Raw genomic sequence first — 21550 nt, forward strand, 5'->3', positions numbered from 1 at the left:
CGGTCCCCGGCGGGGGCCGTTCGACCCCGTGCACGGCGTCGCGCCAGGCGCGAGTCTCGTCGAGGCGGGTCACCGCGGTGGTGGCCTCTCCGCCCGGGGCGACCGGGCGGCGGGCACCGCGGAGCGGCGGGCGTGTCCGGCATGGGGACGGACGCGCCCGTCGGGGCATCGGCGGACGCACTCCGGGGCGCAGCCCCATCCCTCACCACGCCACAGCCGCACGTGACCCGGACCCGGAGGCACCGACCCGCCCACGCCCTCCTCGGGCATCGGGCGGTCTCAGGCCCGCGGGCGTTCCGCCACCGGTGGCGCGGCCGCATCGCTCCGGGCCCGGCCGGCCGGATCCGCGTCCGGCGTCCACGCGGCCGTGAGCAGGGACGCGGTGGCGGCCGAGGTGTACAGGAACGCCGCGACCCACGCCCGCGCATACGCCTCCGGATCGGCCGCGCGCAGACGGCCGAGCGGATCGTGCCGCCGGTCCGCCGCGGTCCGCGCCAGGGCCCGAACGCAGTCGGCCCCCGTCACGAGGCCCACGGTCCGCAGCCGGCGCGGGAGGTCGCCGTCCCCGGCGACCGCGACGACGGCACGCCCGCCCGCGACCGCACGCTCCACGAGCCGCCCCACCAGGTCCAGCTCCGTGGGCAGCGCAGGGGGCGCGGCCGACCCCGCGACCGCCGTGCCGACGGGCGGCAGATGCGTCCGGTTGAGCCGGCGCAGGCCCAGATCCACGCGGAACGTCTCCCCGCCGGCGTCCCGCCAGGCCGCCGCCAGCACGCGTATGCCCTGCGGCCGGTCGGGCGCCGGACGGGCCACGACCCTCAGGCGCAGCCCGTGCGCGCCGGCGAGCAGCAGCAGGTTCTCGGCGTAGGGCAGTTCGGGGCGCTCGTCCGGGGCCAGGAGCCGCACGGTGGGGCCGTCGTCCACGGCGAACCCCTCCGGCGTCATCGTCCCGGAGAGGAAGAGCAGATCACCGCCCGCCGTCCGGTCCTGCGCGGGGAGGGCGGCCCACTCCAGCGCGGCGTTCAGCTGCCGGCCCGGGGAACGCCTCCACAGCGCGTCGAGCGGCTCCTCGTACCAGTCGGCGCCCGCCGCCCGTACCGAACGGACCGTCCCGCCACTGCCGATCCGGCCGTCCGGGGAAACGGTCGCGTCGGTGAGGATCGCACCGCCACCATCGCCCAGCTCGCGCAGGGTGAGGGCGCATCCACCGGGCAGGGAGGCGCCCGCCGCCTGCGGCACCCGGTCGGCGCCGCCGGGCGCGACGTCCGACAGGGAGTGGAGGCCGCCCTGCCGGGTGAGGGCGTACGCGACCGCTCCCGCGTACCCCGACGCCGTGACCACCGGTTCGGTGAACAGCCCGTACAGCCGCAGCGACCCGGGCGATGCGTAGGCGCGGCGTGCCGTTCCGACGACGGACCGGTCGGGCGCCGCGCCGAGCCGGTGCACCACCGTCAGCAACTCCGCGAGGTCCGCGGAGAGTTCCGAGAGGCGGAACGCCGGGTCCTGGGAGGTGGCCTCCCCGAGCCGTCGGGCGACGCGCACGGCCGCGGCCGAGGCCCGGTGCAGACCGGTGACCCGCGCGGAGTGAGCGGTGTGCAGCAGCGTGGTGCGGTGGACGGTGCCGCAGCCGGCGACTCCCGCGGCCAGCACGTCGCACGCGGCGGCGCACAGGGCCAGTGCCGCGGCGGACTGCTGCGGCGTCAGGAGCAGTGCCCCGGCGTCCCCGGCAGGTGCCGCAGCCCCCCTCGTGCCCGCGTCCCCGTCGGGCCCCGCTGCCCCGGGTTCCGCCGCCTCCGGTCCTGTCGTCCCCGGTGCCCCGGTCGCCGGTTCGCCCTCCGGCCCCGGAGGGTCAGGTTCCTCCGCCAGGGGCGCCAGCGTGAGGACCGCCGCCCGGTGCAGGCACGCCGGTGCCAGCAGACAGCCGCACACCGCCGCGTCGGCCGAGGCGACCACCCCCGACGTGGTGGTCAGCGTGACCGTGGTCGAGTCGTCGACATGGACCACCACGCCCGTGTCCGTGGCCCGCACCGTCCAGTTCGCCGCCTTGACCGCCGCGGCGTCGACGCGTTTGCGCAACCGCGTGGGCAGCAGCTCCAGGGCGGCGGCGGCCACGTCCGCCGTCACCGGGGGGAGCGCGGTCACCGGTGCCCACCTCCCATCCGTTCGCCCACCCAGCGGGCCAGTTCCAGCGGGCTGAGCGCCGCCACCGGCATGCCCGCGGCCACCAACCGCCCGGCCACACCGGCCGAGTAGCGTGGCCGCCCCCGGTCGTCCAGTGACGCGCAGCCGAGGACATGGCAGCCCGCGTCGACCAGCGCCCGGACCTCGCCCAGCAGCGGCCCGACGGGACCGCCCTCCTCGAAGTCGCTGATCACGACGACGAGAGTGCGGGAGGGAACGGTCACCAGCGAGCGCGCGTGCCGCAGCCCCCGCGCGATGCTCGTCCCGCCCCCGACCCGGACCTCCAGCAGCAGCCCGAGCGGATCGTCGACCCGGTCCGTGAGATCGATGACCTCGGTCGAGAACGCCACGAAGTGCGTGCTCAGCGTCGGCACCCCCGCCACCACGGACGCGGTCAGCGCCGCCCAGATCGTGGACGCCTCCATCGACCCGGACACGTCGACGACCAGCACCAGGCGCCAGTCCGCCGCCTTGCGGGCCCGGGTGCGGAACACGGGCCGTTCCGGCAGCACCGCCACGGCCCCCGTCGCCGGATCCCGGCGGGCGGTGGCGAGATTCGCCCGGACGGTACGCGCCAGGTCCAGCGGGCCCCCCGGTCTGCGGCTGGGGCGCGGATGGGCCAGACCGGTGAGCGCGGGCCGCAGCCGGGCGGCGAGCGCCTGCGTCAGCTCGCGCACCAGCCGCGCCACCAACGGCCGCAACCGGGCGAGCTGCTGCTCGGGCATGCCGCCCGCGTACGACAGGACCGTGCGCAGCAGTTCCACGGAGGGCCGTGCCGCCGCCGGGTCCATCTCCAGCAGGGCGTCGGCCCGCCCGGCGTCCGCCGCCGCGGCCAGCACCTCCTCGCGCACCCCCGGCCCGAACAGCGCCGCCAGCTCCTGGGACCAGCTGCGCACGTCCGGGTACGGCGGTGCGCCGCCCCCGCCCGCGCCGACGGCCTCCTCACCGCGGGAGCCCTCGCCCCTCCCGCTCCCGTACAACTCGTCCAGCGCCGAGGCGATCCGCCCCGCCCGCCCGGTCAGCTCCCGGGCCCGGCCCAGGAGGAGACGCCACCGCTCACCCGGGGCGAGACCCCCCGGCCCTGCGGGTGCTGCCGGTCCCGGCGCCCGCGGCGCGGCGGCGGCCGGTTCACGCTCCGCCGTCGCCGTCGCCGTCGCCGTCGCCGTCGCCGTCGCCGTCGCCGTCGCCGTCGCCGTCGCCGTCGCCGTCGCCCGGGCGTCCGGCCCCGGCCCCGGCGCCGGTGCACAGCCGGCTGCCGCCACAGGGCCGTCGGTGCCGGCTGCCGTCGCAGGCCGGCCGGTGCCCGCCACGGGTACGGCCCATCCGGCCGCCGCGAGCGCCTCGCGTCCCGCCAGATCCGCCGCGGCCATCAGGGCCAGCAATCCGGGCGCCGCGACCGGATCCGGCAACACGCCCACCGCGGCGCCGGTGCGGTCCTCCACGGCCGCCAGCATCCGTGAGCGCGCCGCCGGGGACAGGACGTCGAAGCCGGCGCGCAGGGCGGGGAGGCGGTCGAGGAAGGACCGGTCGTCGAGGGACTCGATCCGTTCCACGAGCGGGTCCAGCGCCTGCCCGGTCTCCAGCAGCGGGCCCGCCGCGAGCAGGGTGCCGCGCAGGAACTCCGCCAGATCCGTTCGGAGCTCCGGCGTCGCCGCCGCGTCCACCCGCGAGGCCAGCCGGGCGCCGAAGCCGGCGGCGTCCCGCTGTCCCAGCAGCACGCGCGCGGCGCCCGCGGCGCCCCGGATCGACGGGGTCCCCTCCGCGTCCAGCCGCGCCAGCGCATCGGCGAGGCGCAGCCCCCCGCCCGCCCCGTCGACCCGGGTGGCGAGGTCCACGAGGGCCCGCGCGTCGGCCGGATCGGCGGATCCCGCCAGACCGTCGAGCGCGCGCACCCCCGCCGCACCGAGCTGCTCGGAGGCCGCCCGCACACGCTCCGCCTCCCAGTCCGCGGGCAGCCCCGGCACATGCCCGGCGGCCAGGCGGTTCAGCAGATCGAGCCCGTCGAGCAGTTCGGGCAGGGTCCCGGTCGCGGGGAGGAGTTCGGCAACCTCCGGGAGGCGTTCGGCGGCGAGCGCCGGCAGGGCGCAACGGGCCGCGTCCGCGAGCCCGGCGATCACCTGGGCCGCGGTCGGTCCGCCGTCGCGCCGCTCGGTGGCCCGCCGCCGGCCGAGGACTCCGGCGGCGGCCTGCTCCAGGGTCACCCCGTGCACGCCGGCGACATCGAGCATCGCCGCGGTCGACGGCGTCCATCGGACGGCCCACCGGGTGGTGAGCGCGGACGACTCGCCCACCCCCGTGACGCCGGTCTCCTCGCCGTACGGGATACCGCAGACGGTCATGCGGCGCAGACAGACCTCGCGCCGCCGGTCCGGTGCGGAACGGAGTGGGTCGAGCCGGAGTTCGCGCCGGTCCGGGGCGGCGGGGGACGGCAGGGACAGCTCCGTGAGCAGTGCCTCGACCGCCGGGCCGAGGCCGGATCTCGGGGTCCCGGGCGCGAGACGGCCCTGCCGGTCGCCGACGAGGACGCGCTCCATGACGGTGGCCACCGTCCGGCCCCTGCCCAGGAGCTGCCCCTGGGTGAGGACGGTCTGCACCGCCTCGACCAGCTCTCCGCGCCCCGCGGCGGGCAGGCCGCGCAGCGCCGCGAGGTCCCGGGCGACCCGGACCACTTCCCGGGCGTCGGCGGGGCCGCTGGGATGCCCGGCGTCGCGCACCCCGGCACAGATCCGTACGGCCGTCCGGGTCAGCAGGTCCTCCAGCCGCTCCGGATCCCCGCCGGCCTGGAACACGCCGCGCTGCCACTCCGGGTCCCGGATGCCCGCCGGGTATCCGGAGCGTTCGTCGAGCAGGGCGTACGTGTACGGCACCAGGGACGTCGTCACACGGGGACCCGGCTCGCCGGCCCCGGGGGCCCCGGCGGGCGCGGAGGGCCGGGGCACGGCCGACGGAGGCTCCTCCGGGGCCGTCCCGGCGGCCCGGACGGCGACCGCCCCCGCCGCGCCCACCAGGGCCGGCGCGTGGAACGCACCGATGACCGCCGCCGTGCGCCGGCCCGGCCATTCGGCCAGCCGACGCCGCATGGCGGCCTCCCGGCGCAGATCGCGGGGACTCACCTGCCCGGTGTCGGTGCGCAGCGCCCAGCCGACGAGCAGGGCGGCCCGGCGCAGCTCCTCCGGTGCGGCGCCGGGCGCGCACGACTCGACGAGCCGTGCCCACAGGTCGTCCTCCGTGCGCCCGCCGGCTCGTGCACGCAGGGCCGCGGTCAGCCGTCCCGACGTGGAACGTGCCCCCTCCTCGTGGGCGGGCGGGCACACGGCCGGCCCGTCCGTCTCCCGCCGCGCGAGCGGCAGATCGAACGGAACCACGGGGACGCCGGCCTCCCGCGCCCACCGGATCGCCGCCAGCTCCGGAGAGAACTCGGCGAAGGGCAGGAACACGAGTCCGCCGTCCTCCCCGCTGCCCGCGAGCGCCACCGGCGGCACCGTCGCCGGATCCGCGAGATGCTCCAGCCACGGGGCGAAGTCCTCGGGCAGCTCCACGAACACCACCTCCGGAGCTGCCCCGGCCAGCATCGCCGGAACGGCGGCCGCCAGCGCGGGGGAGTGGTGCCGCACGCCGATCAGGAAGGGCGCACGGCACCGCGCCAGAGCCTCACCCGCCGCCGCGGGCGCCTCCACCGGGGGCGGGCACCCGTCTCCCGGCTCCGGGGCCGCGGAGCCGCCGTCAGCCGAGTTCATCGCGCAGCTCCCACAACGTCCGCCACAGCGCGGCCCCCTGCTCCGCGCGCCGTCGCACCGGACCGTCCCAGTAGCCCAGCAGCCGGGCGTGGTCGGCCGGGTCGTCCTTGCGGACCGTGCCGAGCAGATGCCCCGGCAGCGTGCGCACCACATCCCGGCCGTCGCCCAGATAGGCCGCGCCCAGTCCCATGGACGTGGCCACCTGCACCGCCTCCGCCGTCGACATCACCGTGGTGGGGCGCTCCACCTCCCAGCCCTCCGCGCTCCGCCCGGACCGAAGGTCACGGAACGCCGTGACCAGGGCCTGCAGGACCGTGTCGTCCACGGCGAATCCGGCCCCGGAACGCTCCAGCGCCGCGGTGGCCCGGCTGCGCACCAGCTCCGTCTCCGCGTCCAGGTCGTCGATCGGGCCGACCGTCTCGAAGTTGAAGCGGCGCTTGAGCGCGGCGGACATCTCGGACACGCCCCGGTCGCGCAGGTTGGCCGTGGCGATCAGGGTGAACCCGGGCACCGCGTGCACCACGCCGCCGTCCACCTCCTGGCCCGCCAGCTCGGGCACGGACACGCGCCGTTCGGACAGCAGCGAGACCAGCGCGTCCTGCACCTCGGGCAGACAGCGGGTGACCTCCTCGACCCGGGCCACCGCACCCCGTTCCATCGCGGTCAGCACGGGCGACGGCACCAGGGCCTCGCGGCTCGGGCCCTTGGCGAGCAGCATCGCGTAGTTCCAGCCGTAGCGGAGCTGGTCCTCCGTGGTGCCCGCGGTGCCCTGCACCGTGAGGGTGCTGGTGCCGCACACCGCGGCCGCCAGCAACTCGGACAGCATGGACTTGGCCGTGCCCGGCTCGCCGACCAGCAGCAGGCCGCGCTCCCCGGCGAGCGTCACCACACAGCGCTCGACAAGCCCCCGGTCTCCCACGAACTTCCGTGACACGACACAGCGCCGGCCGTCCGGGCCGGTCAGCTCCTCGCCGTCCGAACCGCACACGAACGTCACGACGGCACGCGGGGTGAGCCGCCAGCGGGGCGGCCGCGGCCCGTCGTCGTACGCCGCGAGGAATTCGAGTTCCCGCGCGTAACGGTCCTCGGGCAGCTCGATCTGCCGTGTGCTCATCGGTTGCCCCCGCTCCTGCCGCGCCGGCCGCCCCGCCCCGCGAACTCCTCGAACGCCGGCGCGTCCCCCTCGACGACCCTGCGCCAGGCCAGCGCGAACTGTTCGGGCACCGGGCGGTCCGGCACCACCACCACCCCGTGTCCCGGCGGCAGCAGCGGCGTCTTCCAGCTCTCGACGGGCAACTGCGGGGCCCTGGCCTCCAGCCAGCCGCCGGGCAGGAACTGCGAACGCCCGGCGCGGGCCCGCTTCGCCTCCACCACCAGCCCCGCGGCGGCCAGCTCTGCCCTGGCCTTCTTGAGGCGGGCCGGTTTCCAGCCGGTCCAGGCCGCCTGGTTGCGGTCCGTCGGATCGGGCAGCGCCAGCAGCATCAGGTAGATCCCCGCCGCGTCCTGCGACAGCCCGAACCGCTGCGCAGCCTCGGCGACCAGCTCCGGCGCGCTGCGCGTCGGGTCCTGCGCCGCACCGGGCGGGCCGTCCGCCGTGACCAGCGCGGTGAAGCCGTCGCTCAGCAGCGTCCGCAGCGCCCGCAGTTCCGGGGTCGGCCGGCCCACCGCGGCGAGCAGCTTCAGCGCGGGATGGTCGGAGCCGCCGTCCTCGGTCAGGACGGCCGAGGGCCGCACCCACACCGTGTCCCACCCGTGCGCCACCGGTGCGAGCACGATCGCCGAGCCGGCGCGCACCACACCGTCGGGGCCCGCGCCACCCTCTGGGGGCAGCCCGAACGCCTCCCGGATACGGCCCGACGCCGCGTTCCCGTCGAGGTCCCAGGTGACCTGGAGATCGAGCAGCAGCCCCGGGTCGGCGAGCCGCTCGCGCAGGAGGCCCGCCGTGCGCGGCAGCACGGGCCGCAGCGGATCCCCGTACGGCAGCCGGTAGGCGAGCCAGCCGAGCATGCCGACGTACGCGGCGAGGTCCCGGCCCGTCAGCAGCGCGCGCGGATCCGCCGCCTGGATGCCGTCGTCGAAACGCTGTTCGGTGCGCCCCGTCAGCTCCGGCCGCAGGGCGGGGTTGAGGACCGAGTCGAGTATCCGGCCGGGGCCGATCTCGGCGACCACCCGGGCGACCAGCTCGGGCGGAGCGGCCAGACGCTTCCCCCACCGTTCGATCCACAGCCCTGTCGGCGGCTCCAGGTCGAAGCCCTCGTCCCACAGCCGCCGCACGACGTCGGGATCACGGGGCAGCAGTGCCGCAACGCACATCTGCCGCTCGGCCAACGTCAGTTCGGCCAGAGCGCCGCGTGCCGCCTGTGCCTCCGCGCTCTTCGCGCCGAGCGGCCGCAGGAAGTCGGCCGACAGCAGGCCCTGCCTGCCGTACGCCGTGATTCCCGGCAGCCCGAGCAGCAGCAGGGCGCCCGTGACCGAGCCGATCCCGACCCGGTCGGCGAAGTCCCGTGCCTGTCCGGGCCGGTACGGAAGTGCGCCGCGCTCCCGTACGAGTGTCACGAGCCGGCGCAGCGACGGCGCCCACGCACCGTCGTCGGCGGTGCCCCGCACCTGCGCGTCGACGAGCGCGAGGCCCTCCCAGGGGCCGAAGGCACCGGCCGGGTCGTACTCCACGGCGTTCCAGTACGCGTCGTCGCCCTCGACCTTCTGGCAGGACAGGATCAGCAGCCGGCGCGCACCCTGGGCCACCAGCTCGCCGAGCCGCTCCGGTCGCTCGGAGCGCGACGCCTTCAGCTGCACCACCCGCAGCCGGCCGCGCGGATCGACGAGCACCGAGTCGCCGCCCACCGACAGCACCGCGTCGAGGAATTCGAGCAGGGCGGCGCGGTGCGCGTCGTCCGTCGCCGGAGAGGCGGCACGCAGCCCGAGCGCGACCATCCCCGGCCCGATCAGCGTCGGCCAGTCCACGCCCGTGCCCGCCTGCGGGACCTTGCCGGCCGGTGTGTCCGGACCGAACGCCCCCCGCAGCGCGCGGAAGTGGTCCATCACGGCGGTGGCCTGTTGCGGCCGTCCGTAGGAGTAGCCGTAGTAGTACTGCTGGCCGCACAGCGCCTGCATCGCCTCGCGCAGCACATGGTCGTGGGCGTGGCGCACGGTCTCCTCGGCGTCCTGCGGCGCCGTCGCGGCGCGCCGGGCCCGCTCGGCGAGCGTGGCGATCCGCCGTGCGCAGCGGGCGGCCTCCTCCACCAGCCCGGCCACACCCCGGGCCAGCCGCTCGTCCCGCACGGCGGGCAGCAGCCGCGCCACGGCCTGGGCCGGAGTCTCGCCGTCGCGGACGGCGTCCAGCAGCGCCGCGGCGTCCTCGTCGGTGAGGACCCGCAGCGCGGCGGAACCCCGCTCGTCGCGGGGACGCAGCGCATGCCAGTACCACACCGGCGGCACCAGGGGGGTACCGGCCGCGTGAGCGCCGCCCTGCCGGCCCTCCTGGAGGCGGGCCACGGCCACACCGTCCGCGTCGTACAGGTCGATGGACGTGTGGTTCCGGCGTGGCCGCAGGGGGTGCACGACGGCACCGCCCGGCAGCCGCAGGGGCGGCAGGGGGACGCCCTCGCCCGTGGCCGGGCTCCGCGTCCCGTCCACGGAACAGGCCGTCCACGTGCCGGACTTCTCGTCGTGCGTCACCCACCAGCCGAGCAGACCGTCCTTGCAGCCGAACGGCGAGCCCTCCAGACCGGGGCGCACCGGCAGCAGACGGCACTCGGACGGGGACAGGCGCACGCCCGGCCGGGTGCCGGCGAGTGCGGATTCGAAGAACGCCGGCACCGACGCCCGTCCGCGTTTCGCCGACGCCGGGTCGTACGCGTACCAGCTCCCCTCGTGCAGCACCCAGTGGGAGATGCCGTCCGAGGCCAGCTCGCGGCGCTGCTCCGCGAACGAGGTGTCCCCGGCGCGCACCGGGCGTCCGCCGAAGCAGCGGCCGCCGTCGGGCAGTTCCAGTGACACGGGTTCGTTGCCGTACCATCCGGCGGGCAGCCCGATCGGGGTGAACACATCGGCGGGCCGGCCGGACCAGGAGGCCCGCCGCTCCGGCCCGTACCCGGACGCGATCAGCCACTGCCCGTCCACGAACCGCACGGTGGGCTCGCCGTGGTGGGTTCCCTTGGACGGCAGGGTCAGCACCCGTGAGTCGAGGAGGGCGTCCGGGCCGACCAGCGCCACCTGGGTGCCGACGCGGACGATCAGCGCGGGCCAGGCGTCCGCGCACTGGTACCAGACGTCGCGCGGATGCGCGTGGGGCTGTCGCGTCGCGGGCGCGACCGTGCCGAAGGTGCCGAGGGCCTCCTCCAGCGCGGGCCAGCCCAGTTCGTCGAGGACGCCGGCGCGCAGCGTGCGGCCCAGCACCGGAGCCGGGTCGAAGCCGGTGATCCGGTCCACCGCGTCCGCCGCCGTGGCCAGCACCGCGGGAGCCGAGAAGCGGGTCACCCTGGTCAGCAGGTCGTCGAGGCCCGGCAGCCCCAGCGGGCGCATGACGTCCTCGGCGCGATCCGCCAGCCAGCCGGCCAGCGCGGTGCGGAGCACGGGGTGCGCGGCGAGCGGCTTCAGCCGGGCCGAGGGACCGGCCCCGGGCCCGTCCATGAGCGTGAGGCGCTCGACGCCCTTGCGGAGCAGGGGAATCAGCCGGGGGTCCGCCGCGACGGCCGCCAGGTCCCGGCGGCCCTCGCTGTCGTCGGCGAGCCAGTACTGCAGCTCCAGCTCGTCGGTCCTCGGATCGGGGCCGGCCACGGTGACGCCCGCCGCCAGCGCGGTGTCGAGCAGGTCGAGGTCGACCGCCGTGTGGTAGCCGGCCTCACGCAGCAGCCGCACCGGGCGGCCGTCGGCGATCAGCCGCGGCGCCAGCCGTTCCACCAGGGCGAGTTCCTGGGGCAGCCGCCTCTTCGGCCGCCAGCCGCGCTGCCGGTGCCTCGCCCACGCGGTCAGCCAGCCGGCCGCGTCCACCGTGCCGTCCAGCAGCAGATCGATCGCCCCGCACCGGTCCAGGAGCGCGAGCCACGCCGCGTCGAACTCCTCCTGGTGCTCGCCCGTCGTGGCCGGCAGCAGCGCGAGCAGCCGCTCCCCGACCGCACGGTCGTCGTGGGCCAGGTCGGCCAGCGTGGGCAGCGCGGCCTTCCAGAAGCTGCCCGCGGCGCGGTTCATGACACCGGAGTGGATGATCTCGGCGAGCAGCGCCCGCTCCTCGGCGCGGGCGTCGAGCCCCGCCGCCTTCGCCAGCCGGCGCAGGTCCTCCAGCATGCCCGCGTACGGGGCGATCCCGGCCGCGCAGCGCTGCAGCGACAGGGTCCGGAACTGCTCGTACGCATCCTCGCCCGACAGCCGGGCGGCCAGTCCCTTGGCGTGGTCGCGCAGCGCCTTGCCGCTCAGTGCACCGGCACCCGCGAACTCCAGGAACACCTCCCGCAGCCGCTCCTCGTCCACCGCGAGTGCGTGCCGCTGCTCGGCGGCGCGCGCCTTCCCGAAGAACGACGAGGCGTGCTGACGCGACTCGGCCGCCAGGAACAGCCGCGCCACCTGCTCGTAGTAGGTCGGCAGGAAGTGCGGCACGAGCGGTCCAGGCGCGCGCCGATCTCGTCGAAGCCGTCCTTCGCGTGTCCGGGTCTGGTGGCCACCAGGCGGGCCAGGCGCTCCATCTCCTTGACGACGGCGAGCGCGTGATGCCCGTTCGCCGGGTCGTTGACCAGCGCCCAGGCCGGAAAACCGAGCGACTGCCGCCTGACCCGGCCCACCGGCACCGGTGTCCCGGCCGTGAACCCCAGGTACTCCAGTGCGAGGTCCTCGGCCGCACCGGTCGCCTCCGGCACCAGCCGCACCACCGTGCGCCCCTCCAGCACCGGGTGCTCGTAGGACCGAGCGGTCAGCACGTCTCCGATGCTCTCGCCCAGCGGCAGGACACCGCCGGACGCCAGCAGTTCGTCCCCGCTCACAGTTCCCCCTCGTCGTCGTTCTTCACCACACGGCCCGCGTGCACCAGCGCGGCCATGCGCACGCCCTCCGACCAGGCCACCGGGCCCACTTCGCGCAGGTGCAGACGCCGTCCGTCGCCGCCGCGCCACTCCAGGCCGCCGGTGAGCGCCTCGAACTCCGGGTACTCATCGCCGAGCCAGTACGCCGCCTCCAGGGGGACGCCGGCGTCGATCAGCGGGCAGACCGCGTATCCGCCGCGCACGCGGTAGCCGTACGACGCCGCCCGTGCCGTCGCGTGCCGCAACTGGTCGAATCGCGCGTTGGCGTGGGCGCCCCACTCCTGGGCGTCGTCCGCCAGATCCTCCGGCTTCGCCCAGACCTCCCGGAACAGCTGGGCCACCCCCTGCTCGACCCCCAGGTCGGCCGCGAACTCCCGCAGGTCGTCGAGGTCTTCGAGGAGAACCGGGTGCGGTATCAGCACCCTCTCGCCGTCCAGCCGCACCGAATCGCCGTCCAGGTCCACGACACCCAGGCCCCGTTCGGGATCCGCTTCGCGCAGGAACCCGGCGCGTTCCATGTCGGCGCTGCCGTCGGCGTCGACGGGCGCTACCACCAGGTCGCGCAGGGCCGCCCGCCACGCCGTGTCGGGCCAGACCTGGGCGAGCAACCGCGCCGGCACCGGCAGGGACCGCACGAGCCAGGTGTCCGCCTGGGTGCGGCACTCCTGCTCATGCCGCTCCAGCCATTCCGCCAGCTGCCGCAGCCGGACGACCTCCGCGTCGTCCCGCAGCTTGGCGGGAACCTGCTTCAGCGCCCGCCCCGCGGCGTTCCGGCAGCGCACCTGCGCGCCGTCCAACGTGACGGCATACCCGTCCGATGTCTCGATCCAGCCCATGCCAAGAGCCCTCCCCGACGATCCTTCCGGCGATGGTGATCACAGTAGGGGAGGGGACTGACAACGCCTCGCGGGCGGCGGTGGAAGGGGCGCCGGCCTGGGGTCGGCCGGCCCGCGACGAGGGCGTCGCGGCAGGCGCGCAACGGCCGTTCGGCCATGAGGCGCCCCGGCCCGCCGTCACCGACGGCCCGCGCACGGCCGTCGCGGTGCGGCCGGTTCCCAGTGGTGCCCCGCGCGCGCCGCCGGCGTTCCTACGCCAGCGACAGGAAGAGCTTCTCCAGGCGCGCCCGCACCTGCTCGCGGTCCTCCGCCGGCTTCGTGTCGTCCTCGCCGTCGAGGAGGCACTGCTGCAGACCGGTCGCGATGATCGCGAAGCCGGCCCGGTCGAGGGCGCGCGACGCGGCGGCGAGCTGGGTGACCACGTCCTCGCAGTCGCGGCCTTCCTCGATCATCCGGATCACGCCGGATATCTGGCCCTGCGCACGGCGCAGTCGGTTCAGCACGGCTCGTAGCTCGGCGCCCGCGAGATCCAGGTCCACGCTCACTCCTCAGACATACCCCTCGGGGTAATCTACCCCGCTTCGGGGTATCAGCGACAATCAAGGATGACAGGGATGCCCGGCGGCGGGACAACCGGGCCGGGTGGGACCGCCGGCTCAGACCGAGCGGTGGTACTGCTCCGGAACCCGTACTCCGACGCCCAGTTCGCGGGCCGCGAGGCGGGCGAACGAAGGATTGCGCAGGAGTTCGCGGCCGAGGAACACCGCGTCCGCCTCGCCGCCGACCAGAATCTTCTCGGCCTGCCCGGCCTCGGTGATGAGCCCGACCGCGGCGACCGGCAGCGATGTCTCCGCCTTCACGCGGGCGGCGAAGGGGACCTGGTACCCGGGGCCCGCCGGGACGTGCACACCCGCGGCGTTGCCGCCGGTCGAGACATCGAGGAGGTCCACGCCGTGGGCCTGGAGATCGGCCGCGAAGCGGACGGTGTCGTCGGCCGTCCACCCGTTCTCGCCCAGCCAGTCGGTGGCGGAGACGCGGAAGAACAGCGGCTTGTCGTCCGGCCACACCTCCCGCACGGCGTCGACGACTTCGAGCGGGAAACGGGTGCGGTTCTCGTACGAGCCGCCGTAGGCGTCCGTGCGGTGGTTGGAGTGCGGGGAGAGGAACTCGTTGAGCAGGTAGCCGTGCGCGCCGTGGATCTCGACGACCTCGAAGCCCGCGGCCAGTGCGCGGCGGGCCGCGTCCGCGAACCGGCCCACGATGTCCCTGATGCCGTCCGCGGTCAGCTCGGTGGGCACGGGGTGCTCCGCCGTGAAGGAGAGCGGGCTGGGGGCGACCGGCTGCCACCCGTGGGCGTCCGGGCCGACGGGCGCACCGCCCTTCCAGGTGCGGTCGGTCGACGCCTTGCGGCCGCTGTGCGCGAGTTGGACCGCCGGCACCGTGCCCTGCTCCGTGAGGAAACGTGTGATCCGGCGGAACGCCTCGGCCTGTGCGTCGTTCCAGAGGCCCAGGTCGTAGGGGGAGATGCGGCCCTCGGGGGAGACGGCCGTCGCCTCGACGACGATCAGTCCGGTGCCGCCGGTCGCCCGCGCCGCGTAGTGCGCGAAGTGCCAGTCCCGGGGCGCGCCCGTTCCGGGGCCCTCCGGTGCCGCCGAGTACTGGCACATGGGAGGCATCCAGATGCGGTTCGGGATGGTCGTGTCGCGCAGGGTGAACGGCTCGAACAGCGTGCTCACGGCGGACTCCATTCGGTGCGGGGTCGACGGACGCTCGTACGATAGGCATCGTAGTACGGTGAATGTCAAACTACGACAGGTCTCGTACAATGAGGGAGCCCCCGGTTCACCTCCCGGACGCACTGGAGCCGTCGTGACCACAGCCGCCCCCGCCACCAGCAGCCGCGACCTTCCGCACCCGGCGCGCGACGAGATCCGCCTGGAGGCCGTGCTGCACGCGTTGTCCGACCCCGTGCGGCTCCAGATCGTGCGTGAGCTCGCCGCCGACGGCGACGAGCTCACCTGTTCGCAGTTCGGCCTGCCCGTCACCAAGTCCACGACCACGCACCACTTCCGGGTGCTGCGCGAGAGCGGCGTGATCCGGCAGACCTACCGGGGCACGGCCAAGATGAACGTCCTGCGCAGGGACGACCTAGACGGCCTCTTCCCGGGACTCCTCGACGCCCTGCTCGCCGCCGCCGCTCACCAGGCCGACCGCGCCGGAGGCCGCACCGGCGGCTGAACCCGCCTTCGAGGGAAGGTGGTTGAAGAGCAGGTTCAACACGATCGCGGTCAGGCACCCGGCGCTGATCCCGCTGTTCATCACCGTCTGGAACCAGTCGGGGAACTTCCCGTACACCGTCGGCACGCCGACCGGCAGCATGCCGACCGCCAGCGAGACGGCCACCACGGTCAGGTTGTGGTTGCCCTTGAAGTCCACCTGCGCCAGCGTGCGCAGCCCGGCGGCGGCGACCGTCCCGAACATCACCAGGCCGGCGCCGCCCAGCACCGGCGCCGGAACGGCCGCGACCACCGCGCCCAGCTTGGGCAGCAGGCCCAGGACCACGAGGATGCCCCCGGCGGCCGCCACGACCCAGCGGCTGCGCACCCGGGTCATGCCGACCAGGCCGACGTTCTGCGCGTACGCCGTGTACGGGAAGGTGTTGAAGACACCGCCGAGGACCGTGGAGAGCCCGTCGGCCCGCAGCCCGTCCGCGAGCGACCGCGGCTCGGCCCTCCGGCCGGTCATCTCGCCGACCGCGATCAGGTCACCGGTCGTCTCGGTCATCGTCACCAGGGCCACCACCAGCATCGAGGCGATCGCGGAGGCGTGGAAGACCGGCGTGCCGAAGTGGAAGGGCGTGCTGATCCCGGCCCAGTCGGCCTCCCGGACCCCGCCGAAGTCCGTGAACCCGGACGGCACCGCGACGGCGAGCCCCACCGCGATGCCGGTCAGCACCGCGATCCGGCTCAGGAAGGCCGGCGCGAACCGCTGCACTCCGAGCACCACCACCAGCACGAAGGCCGCCAGCGCCAGGTTCTTCGGCTCCCCGAAGTCCTTCGAACCCTGCCCGCCCGCGGCCCAGTTGCCCGCCACCGGCAGCAAGGAGACACCGATGATCAGGATCACCGTGCCCGTGACGAGCGGCGGGAAGAAGCGCAGCAGCCTGCCGAAGACCGGTGCCAGCAGCACGATCGCGAGACCCGCCACGATCACCGAGCCGTAGATCGCGGGAAGTCCGCCGCCGGTGGTGCCGATGAGCACCATGGGGGAGACGGCGGCGAACGTGCAGCCCTGCATGATCGGCAGCCGCACGCCGAAGCGCCAGAAGCCGACGCACTGGATGAGCGTGGCTATGCCGCACACCAGCAGGTCCGCGGTGATGAGATAGGCGAGGTCCGCGGCCGGCAGCCGCATGGCCCCGCCCACGATCAGGGGGACGGCCACCGCGCCCGCGTACATCGCGAGCACGTGCTGCAGTCCGAAGGCGGCCAGGTGGCGCAGGGGCGGGACCTCGTCGACGGGGTGCACGGGTGTCATGGTTGCCATGGGCGCTCCAGAGCGGTGCTGGGCAGGGGACGCGGGACAGCACGAGACCGTAGGAGGCTTGAACAGTTTGTTGATGTCGCGGGTGTTGCCGGTGTGTCACGGCGGCCGGGCGCACCCCGTTCCCGCGCTGCTCAGGACGGGCCGCCGCCGTGGGCCGCCGCCATGAGGGACTGCCAGTCGGGGATTTTGACGACCCGTCGGCCCAGCGAGGCCCCGAGCTCCGCCTCCGCCCGCTCGATCGCCAGCCATCCCGCCCACTCCACGGGTGCCAGGCCGTCCGCGCGCAGCGCACGGAGCGCGTCGTCGGGCACGTCACGTCGTACGAGTACCGGCGCGTCCGCCAGCAGCGACTCCGCCGTCTCCTTCGCGCAGGAGCGGTTCGTGCCGATGACACCCGTCGGTCCGCGCTTGATCCACCCCGCCACGTACTCGCCCGTCGAGACCGCCCCGTCGCGCAGCACCCGTCCCACCCGATGCGGCACGGTGCCGGTCTCCGGGTCGAACGGCATCCCCTCCAGCGGCACTCCGCGATAGCCGACCGAGCGCAGCACCAGCTGGGTCTCGATGTCCTCGTAGCGGCCGGTACCCCTCACTCCGCCGTGACCGTCCGGAACCGTCCGCTCGAAACGCGCCGCCGTGACGCGGCCTGTGCCCGGCCCGAGCGGGGAGGCTCCGTCATCGGCGAGCAGTCCGGCCGGGCGCAGGAAGAACCGCAGCCGGATCCGGCGCGGGGCGCCGCGCGGCGGTGTCGCGGCCCAGCCTCGCAGCACCTCGACGTTGCGGCGCTGGCCGGCCGGCAGCGCGGACGGATCGGTGTACGCGGGATCGAGCGCCAGCTCCTCCTCGTCCACGATGACGTCGGTGTCCGGCAGGGCGCCCAGCTCACGCAGTTCCTTGGTGGTGAAGCGGGCCTGCGAGGGGCCGCGCCGCCCCACCATGTGGATCTCCGTGACGCCGCTGGCGGCCAGTGCGGTGAGCGCCGCCTGCGGCATGTCGGTGGGGCTCAGCTCCGTCGCCCCGCGGGCCAGGATGCGGGTCACGTCGACCGCGACGTTCCCGACCCCGATCACCACGGCCTTGCGTGCGCCCAGCAGGAAGCCGTCGGCGCCGGCGTCCGGGTGCGCGCTGTACCACGACACGAACTCGGTCGCCGACCAGCTGCCGGGCAGTTCCTCGCCCGGGATGCCGAGACGCCGGTCGGTCGCGGCTCCCACGCAGTAGACCACGGCGTGGTACAGCTCGCGCAGCCGGGCGGGCGGCACCCCGCCGGTTCCCACGGGGACGCCGCCCAGGAACCGGACCCGCTCGTGCTCGAGGACCGTCCGCAGATTCCCCTGCAGCGACTTGATCTTCTCGTGGTCGGGCGCGACTCCGTACCGCACCAGCCCGTACGGGCACGGCAGCCGGTCGAGGACGTCGACGCGCACCTCGGGATCCTGCTGGACAAGGCTCTGGGCGGTGTAGACCCCGCTCGGCCCTGAACCGACGACGGCGACACGCAGCACGGCGGAACTCCCTCGGCGGAGGAGATCGCTTGATGCCTCCAGCATGGCACCGCACGCCGCAGGAAGGGAGAAGGGAGGAGCGGCGGGCGTGGCGCTGGGCCGACGGGGTGCGGCGCACGCCCTTCCCGTGCGTGGCTCGTCGCCGGGTGTGTGATCATTCGCTTACGTTGCGTATGTGCTGGAAGCGTCCTTTCGGGATTTTTCTGAGCGTTATCGATCGTATGGGGCCGTATCCGTATGGCCCGCATGGGAAGTGCAGGAGCGCGAGAACCACACGACGTGGTTCGCCGTGCGGCTGGACTTCCCCGACGGGGGCGGGGTCGACGTCCTCGCCGTGGTGGGCGGCGGATGCGTGGGGATCGAGGAGGTACGGGCCCAGCCGCCTCTGTCCCTCGACGACCTGGCGGCGCTCGCCGACTGGATCGAGAAGCCCTTGCTGGAGGCGTGCGGAGCGGCGGAGTGCCCGCCCCGCGAATCCGTGCCCGGCGAATCCGTGCCCGGCGAGTCCGTGCCCGGCGAGTCCGTGCCCGGCGAGTCCGCGCCCCGCGAGTCCGCGCCCCGCGAGCCGCCCGGGGATTCGCCGGGGTGCGCCCACCCCGCCCCGCCGTCCGCGCTCGAGGGGTGGCGCCTCGTCGCCGAGGAGTACCTGGCGGCCCAGGGGCAGGGCGCCGACCCGGTGCTCGCCGTGATGGCCGCGACGGGGCACAGCCGCCGCAGGTCGCTGAAACTGATCGGCGGCGCCCGCGACGCGGGAATGCTGACCCCCCGTCACGCACGGCCCTGAACACCGGCGCGGGCGCGGCGCCGACGCGAGCCGGCCGGCCCGTCACGGCAGGGCGCGCATCCTGCCGGTCTCGCTCCTCTGCCTCATCCCGGTCAAGGGCCGGGATTCCCGGCTCCTGGTCGGCGTACCACTACAACGGCTACGTCTACTCGAACGACATCGCCGGGGGCTCAGACCCAGCCGGACTACTTCGACTGACCGTTCCCCTGCGGGCGGCGGCTCTCCGTCGCGAAGAACCGCGACAGATCCGTGTCGGGTGCGCCGCCGGTCCCCTCGGGGCCCGGTGGCGCACCCATCGTCCAGTCGAGGCCGTACCGTTCGAACAGCTCGGCCCGCAGCACGGGCACCGGCATCGGAACGCCCGGCACCAGTGCCGCGTAGACCGCGCCCATCAGCAGTGCCCGCAGCATCGGATAGTCGCTGTCCGGGTCCGGCGACCCCAGCCGTGTGACCGTGTCCCGCAGCAGTTCCGCCAGCCGCTGCTGCTCGGGGCACTGCACGAAACCCTCGGCCTGCAGGATTCCGGCCATGTGCTGACGCATGAGGACCGTGTGATGGACGGTCAGGCCGAGGATCGCGTCGACGGCCCGTGCCATGCGCTCCCGGCCGTCCTCGGTGCGCGGCTCGCGCTCCAGCGCCTCTTCCAGGGTGCGGTGCATCAGGCGGTGCACGGCCGACTGCAGGAGCTGACGCTTCCCGGGGAAGTAGTACGACACCAGGCCCCGCGCGGAGCCGGCGCGGTCCGCGATGTCGCCGAGCGTCGTCGCGTCGTAACCGCGCTCGCCGACGAGCTCCACCGCAGCCTGCAGAAGCCGTTCGCGGGAACGCCGCCGCAATTCTTCATTGACCGAGGCGCTGCGGGGGGACATGCTGGACTCCTGCGTTGACTGGCTGCCAGCCAACTATACTCAACGCATCCCGGATCCCGTCCCGACGGGGCGGCTCCGGGTGGCGTCTGCCCTGGGCCACGCGGGGGATGGTCCAGGGCGGTCGCATGCCCGCGCGCAAGCCGGTCGGTCGACCGTGCGGCCTCGGGAGCGAGCCACGGCCGTGTGCGCGTCGGGCAGGCCCGGCGCAGGTGTCGCAGAGCCGCCGAACCGTCCCTAGAGTGGGCACGAGTCGGGAGGAGGCTGACCCCTATGGATCAAGACCAGATCCTGGCGAGGATCACGGCGATGGTGGACGAGGAGCACGCCTTGCGTGACGCGCTGTCGGCCGGCCGGATCGACAGCGAGACGGAGCACGAACGGCTCGCGCGGCTGGAACGCGCGCTGGACCAGTGCTGGGACCTGCTGCGTCAGCGACGCGCCAGGGCCGAGTTCGGTGGGAACCCCGACGACGCCCGGGTTCGCCCGTCGTCCCAGGTCGAGAACTACGAGGGCTGACCAACCGGGCCGACGGCCACAGGGGCCGGACAACCCGGCCGGCCGGTTCAGCCGAGCAGGTCCAGGACGGGACGGAGACCGTCCGGGCGCTCGGTGACCAGGCGGTGGTCGACGAAGTACACGGCACAGCCCAGGTCCGCCGCCCCGCCGTCGGCGCGGCGGTCGTCGCCGACCATCAGGACGTCCCGCGGGTCGACCCCGAGCGCCTCGCAGGCCACGGCGAACAGCCGTGTGTCGGGCTTCTGGATGCCGTGTTCGTACGACAGCACGTAGGCGTCGACGTACGGGTCCATGCCGTGGTCCCGGAAGACAGGGCGCAGATCCCAGCCGATGTTGCTGACCACGCCGACGGCCACCCCGCGCTCGCGCAGCGCGCCCAGCACCTCGGCGGTGTCGGGGTACGGCTGCCAGGCGGCGGGTGTCATATGGCGGTCGTAGAGGGCGTCGTGGAGTCCCGGGTCCGGTAGCCGCACCCGTCGCGAGAGACCGGTGTACGCGGCCCGGTGTGCCTCGGCGGTGCGGTCCCGGACCGCCCACAGCGCGGCGAGGTCGTCCGGCAGCGGTCCCGTGGGGAAGGCGCCGCCGGCCAGCGCGCCCGCCGACTCCAACTGCTGCGCCGCGCGGACCAGATCGGGCTCGGGCAGGGCGACGCCGCTCTCCGCCAGCACCGCACGCAGCCACGACTCGCTCGACTCGATGCGGAAGAGGGTCCCGGAGAAGTCGAAGAGCACGCCTTTGATCGCCATGGACCGATCCTTCGGGAGGCGTGCGGGCGGGTCAAGAACGCCCTTCCCGCCGATCCGCCGGCCGCCCTGGTCCCCGCCACCGCTCGTACGACGCCACCGCGAGCGTGACCAGCAGGGCGCCGAACAGCCAGCCGCCCACCACGTCCGACGGCCAGTGCACCCCGAGCCAGACACGGGTCAGCCCGACACCGAGGACGGAGACCACGGCAGCCGCGAGCGCCGTGCGCCACACGACGCCCCTGGCGCCGTGCCGGCGAAGGAGCCACAGCAGCAGGCCGCACACGACCGTCGCCGTCATGGCGTGACCGGAGGGGAAGGCCGCGTTGTGCGCGGAGTCGACGGGATCCGGCCAGACGGGGCGTCGCCGGCCGACGGCGGCCTTGAGGGACTGCTGCGCCAGCGCCCCCAGGGCGACGGCGCCCGCCACCCACAGGGCGAGCACCCGCGCCCGGTACCGCCACAGCAGCCAGAGCGCCGCGGCCCCACCCAGCATGCGCATGGTCGTCGGGTCCCACACCCAGTCCGTGAGGATGCGGAACGCGTGGGTGAGCCCGGGCTCGCCCACCGCGCGGCGGTGGGCGGCGCGCGCGACCCCGCCGTCCAGTGCCATGAGCGGGTGCCAGGAGACGGCGACCAGCACCAGGAGCACCACCGACGGCACGGTCAGTGCGGCGGCCGTGAGCGCCGCGGTCCGCGGGCTCGGCCGACGGGGTGGCGATTCCACGGGCGCGAGGTGCATACCGTGATCCTCGCCGACACGCGGGGCCCGGGGCCAGCCCGGTGCTCCCGGCGACTCCCGCGAGGGCGGCTGCCGCG

The 21550-nt window shown here is 75.1% G+C and carries 15 protein-coding genes; 3 read left to right on the forward strand and 12 right to left on the reverse strand.

Annotated elements, in window-relative coordinates:
* Positions 1-279: 279 nt before the first annotated feature.
* The 7 genes from ACZ79I_RS36950 to ACZ79I_RS36980 all read right to left on the reverse strand — a co-directional run bounded on the left by ACZ79I_RS36950 (position 280) and on the right by ACZ79I_RS36980 (position 14504).
* Positions 280-2142: a hypothetical protein gene (locus ACZ79I_RS36950; protein ID WP_471503705.1), complete on the reverse strand. Its 1863-nt coding sequence runs from the start codon at positions 2140-2142 to the stop codon at positions 280-282.
* Positions 2139-5918, reverse strand: a complete 3780-nt coding sequence (locus ACZ79I_RS36955; protein WP_471503707.1) for a vWA domain-containing protein — start codon at positions 5916-5918, stop codon at positions 2139-2141. Before ACZ79I_RS36955 ends, ACZ79I_RS36950 begins: the two co-directional genes overlap by 4 nt.
* Positions 5905-7032, reverse strand: coding sequence for an ATP-binding protein (locus tag ACZ79I_RS36960; RefSeq protein WP_471503709.1), 1128 nt, complete (start codon positions 7030-7032; stop codon positions 5905-5907). Before ACZ79I_RS36960 ends, ACZ79I_RS36955 begins: the two co-directional genes overlap by 14 nt.
* The gene (locus ACZ79I_RS36965) at positions 7029-11513 is read right to left on the reverse strand and encodes a hypothetical protein (RefSeq protein WP_471503711.1); all 4485 of its coding nucleotides are present in this window, start codon (positions 11511-11513) and stop codon (positions 7029-7031) included. The genes ACZ79I_RS36960 and ACZ79I_RS36965 overlap by 4 nt, the downstream gene beginning before the upstream one ends.
* 376 nt (positions 11514-11889) lie before the next feature.
* Positions 11890-12768, reverse strand: coding sequence for a DUF4132 domain-containing protein (locus ACZ79I_RS36970; RefSeq protein ID WP_471503713.1), 879 nt, complete (start codon positions 12766-12768; stop codon positions 11890-11892).
* A gap of 251 nt (positions 12769-13019) precedes the next feature.
* A complete protein-coding gene (locus ACZ79I_RS36975) occupies positions 13020-13307 on the reverse strand; it encodes a metal-sensitive transcriptional regulator (RefSeq protein ID WP_471503715.1) in 288 nt (95 codons plus the stop codon).
* Between the two features lie 117 nt (positions 13308-13424).
* On the reverse strand, positions 13425-14504 hold the full coding sequence (locus ACZ79I_RS36980; protein ID WP_471503717.1) for an NADH:flavin oxidoreductase/NADH oxidase: 1080 nt from the start codon (positions 14502-14504) through the stop codon (positions 13425-13427).
* A gap of 133 nt (positions 14505-14637) precedes the next feature.
* Between ACZ79I_RS36980 and ACZ79I_RS36985 the strand changes: the two genes are divergently transcribed.
* Positions 14638-15006, forward strand: coding sequence for an ArsR/SmtB family transcription factor (locus tag ACZ79I_RS36985; RefSeq protein WP_471503719.1), 369 nt, complete (start codon positions 14638-14640; stop codon positions 15004-15006).
* Here the strand turns inward: ACZ79I_RS36985 and ACZ79I_RS36990 are convergent.
* Both ACZ79I_RS36990 and ACZ79I_RS36995 read right to left on the reverse strand, forming a co-directional pair.
* On the reverse strand, positions 14917-16314 hold the full coding sequence (locus tag ACZ79I_RS36990; RefSeq protein ID WP_471503721.1) for a nucleobase:cation symporter-2 family protein: 1398 nt from the start codon (positions 16312-16314) through the stop codon (positions 14917-14919). The two genes, ACZ79I_RS36985 and ACZ79I_RS36990, sit on opposite strands and share 90 nt — an antisense overlap.
* Positions 16315-16445: 131 nt before the next feature.
* Positions 16446-17819 carry an FAD-dependent oxidoreductase gene (locus ACZ79I_RS36995; protein WP_471503723.1) on the reverse strand — a complete coding sequence of 458 codons (1374 nt, stop codon included), beginning with the start codon at positions 17817-17819 and terminating at the stop codon, positions 16446-16448.
* Positions 17820-17994: 175 nt separating this feature from the next.
* Here ACZ79I_RS36995 and ACZ79I_RS37000 point away from each other — a divergent pair, with 175 nt between their 5' ends.
* Positions 17995-18603 (forward strand): DUF6214 family protein, encoded by a 609-nt coding sequence (locus ACZ79I_RS37000; protein ID WP_471503725.1) that lies wholly within the window; start codon positions 17995-17997, stop codon positions 18601-18603.
* A 185-nt stretch (positions 18604-18788) separates the two neighbouring features.
* On the opposite strand, the gene ACZ79I_RS37005 is transcribed toward ACZ79I_RS37000, so the two are convergent.
* Positions 18789-19472 carry a TetR/AcrR family transcriptional regulator gene (locus ACZ79I_RS37005; protein ID WP_471503727.1) on the reverse strand — a complete coding sequence of 228 codons (684 nt, stop codon included), beginning with the start codon at positions 19470-19472 and terminating at the stop codon, positions 18789-18791.
* Positions 19473-19742: 270 nt separating this feature from the next.
* Between ACZ79I_RS37005 and ACZ79I_RS37010 the strand changes: the two genes are divergently transcribed.
* Entirely contained in the window at positions 19743-19988 is a 246-nt protein-coding gene (locus tag ACZ79I_RS37010) for a DUF2630 family protein (protein ID WP_381079106.1), read from the forward strand.
* Between the two features lie 47 nt (positions 19989-20035).
* On the opposite strand, the gene ACZ79I_RS37015 is transcribed toward ACZ79I_RS37010, so the two are convergent.
* Both ACZ79I_RS37015 and ACZ79I_RS37020 read right to left on the reverse strand, forming a co-directional pair.
* Complete coding sequence (locus tag ACZ79I_RS37015) at positions 20036-20734, reverse strand: HAD family hydrolase (RefSeq protein ID WP_471503729.1); 699 nt, start codon at positions 20732-20734, stop codon at positions 20036-20038.
* A 31-nt stretch (positions 20735-20765) separates the two neighbouring features.
* Complete coding sequence (locus ACZ79I_RS37020; RefSeq protein WP_471503732.1) at positions 20766-21473, reverse strand: phosphatase PAP2 family protein; 708 nt, start codon at positions 21471-21473, stop codon at positions 20766-20768.
* Between the last annotated feature and the right edge of the window lie 77 nt (positions 21474-21550).

This window comes from Streptomyces sp. PSU-S4-23, assembly GCF_055632315.1.

Coding starts and splice junctions, on each gene's coding strand:
- ACZ79I_RS37020 (WP_471503732.1), bottom strand. CDS start 21,473: ATGCACCTCGCGCCCGTGGAATCGCCACCCCGTCGGCCGAGCCCGCGG.
- ACZ79I_RS36960 (WP_471503709.1), bottom strand. CDS start 7,032: ATGAGCACACGGCAGATCGAGCTGCCCGAGGACCGTTACGCGCGGGAA.
- ACZ79I_RS36970 (WP_471503713.1), bottom strand. CDS start 12,768: ATGGGCTGGATCGAGACATCGGACGGGTATGCCGTCACGTTGGACGGC.
- ACZ79I_RS37015 (WP_471503729.1), bottom strand. CDS start 20,734: ATGGCGATCAAAGGCGTGCTCTTCGACTTCTCCGGGACCCTCTTCCGC.
- ACZ79I_RS36955 (WP_471503707.1), bottom strand. CDS start 5,918: ATGAACTCGGCTGACGGCGGCTCCGCGGCCCCGGAGCCGGGAGACGGG.
- ACZ79I_RS37005 (WP_471503727.1), bottom strand. CDS start 19,472: ATGTCCCCCCGCAGCGCCTCGGTCAATGAAGAATTGCGGCGGCGTTCC.
- ACZ79I_RS37010 (WP_381079106.1), top strand. CDS start 19,743: ATGGATCAAGACCAGATCCTGGCGAGGATCACGGCGATGGTGGACGAG.
- ACZ79I_RS36990 (WP_471503721.1), bottom strand. CDS start 16,314: ATGGCAACCATGACACCCGTGCACCCCGTCGACGAGGTCCCGCCCCTG.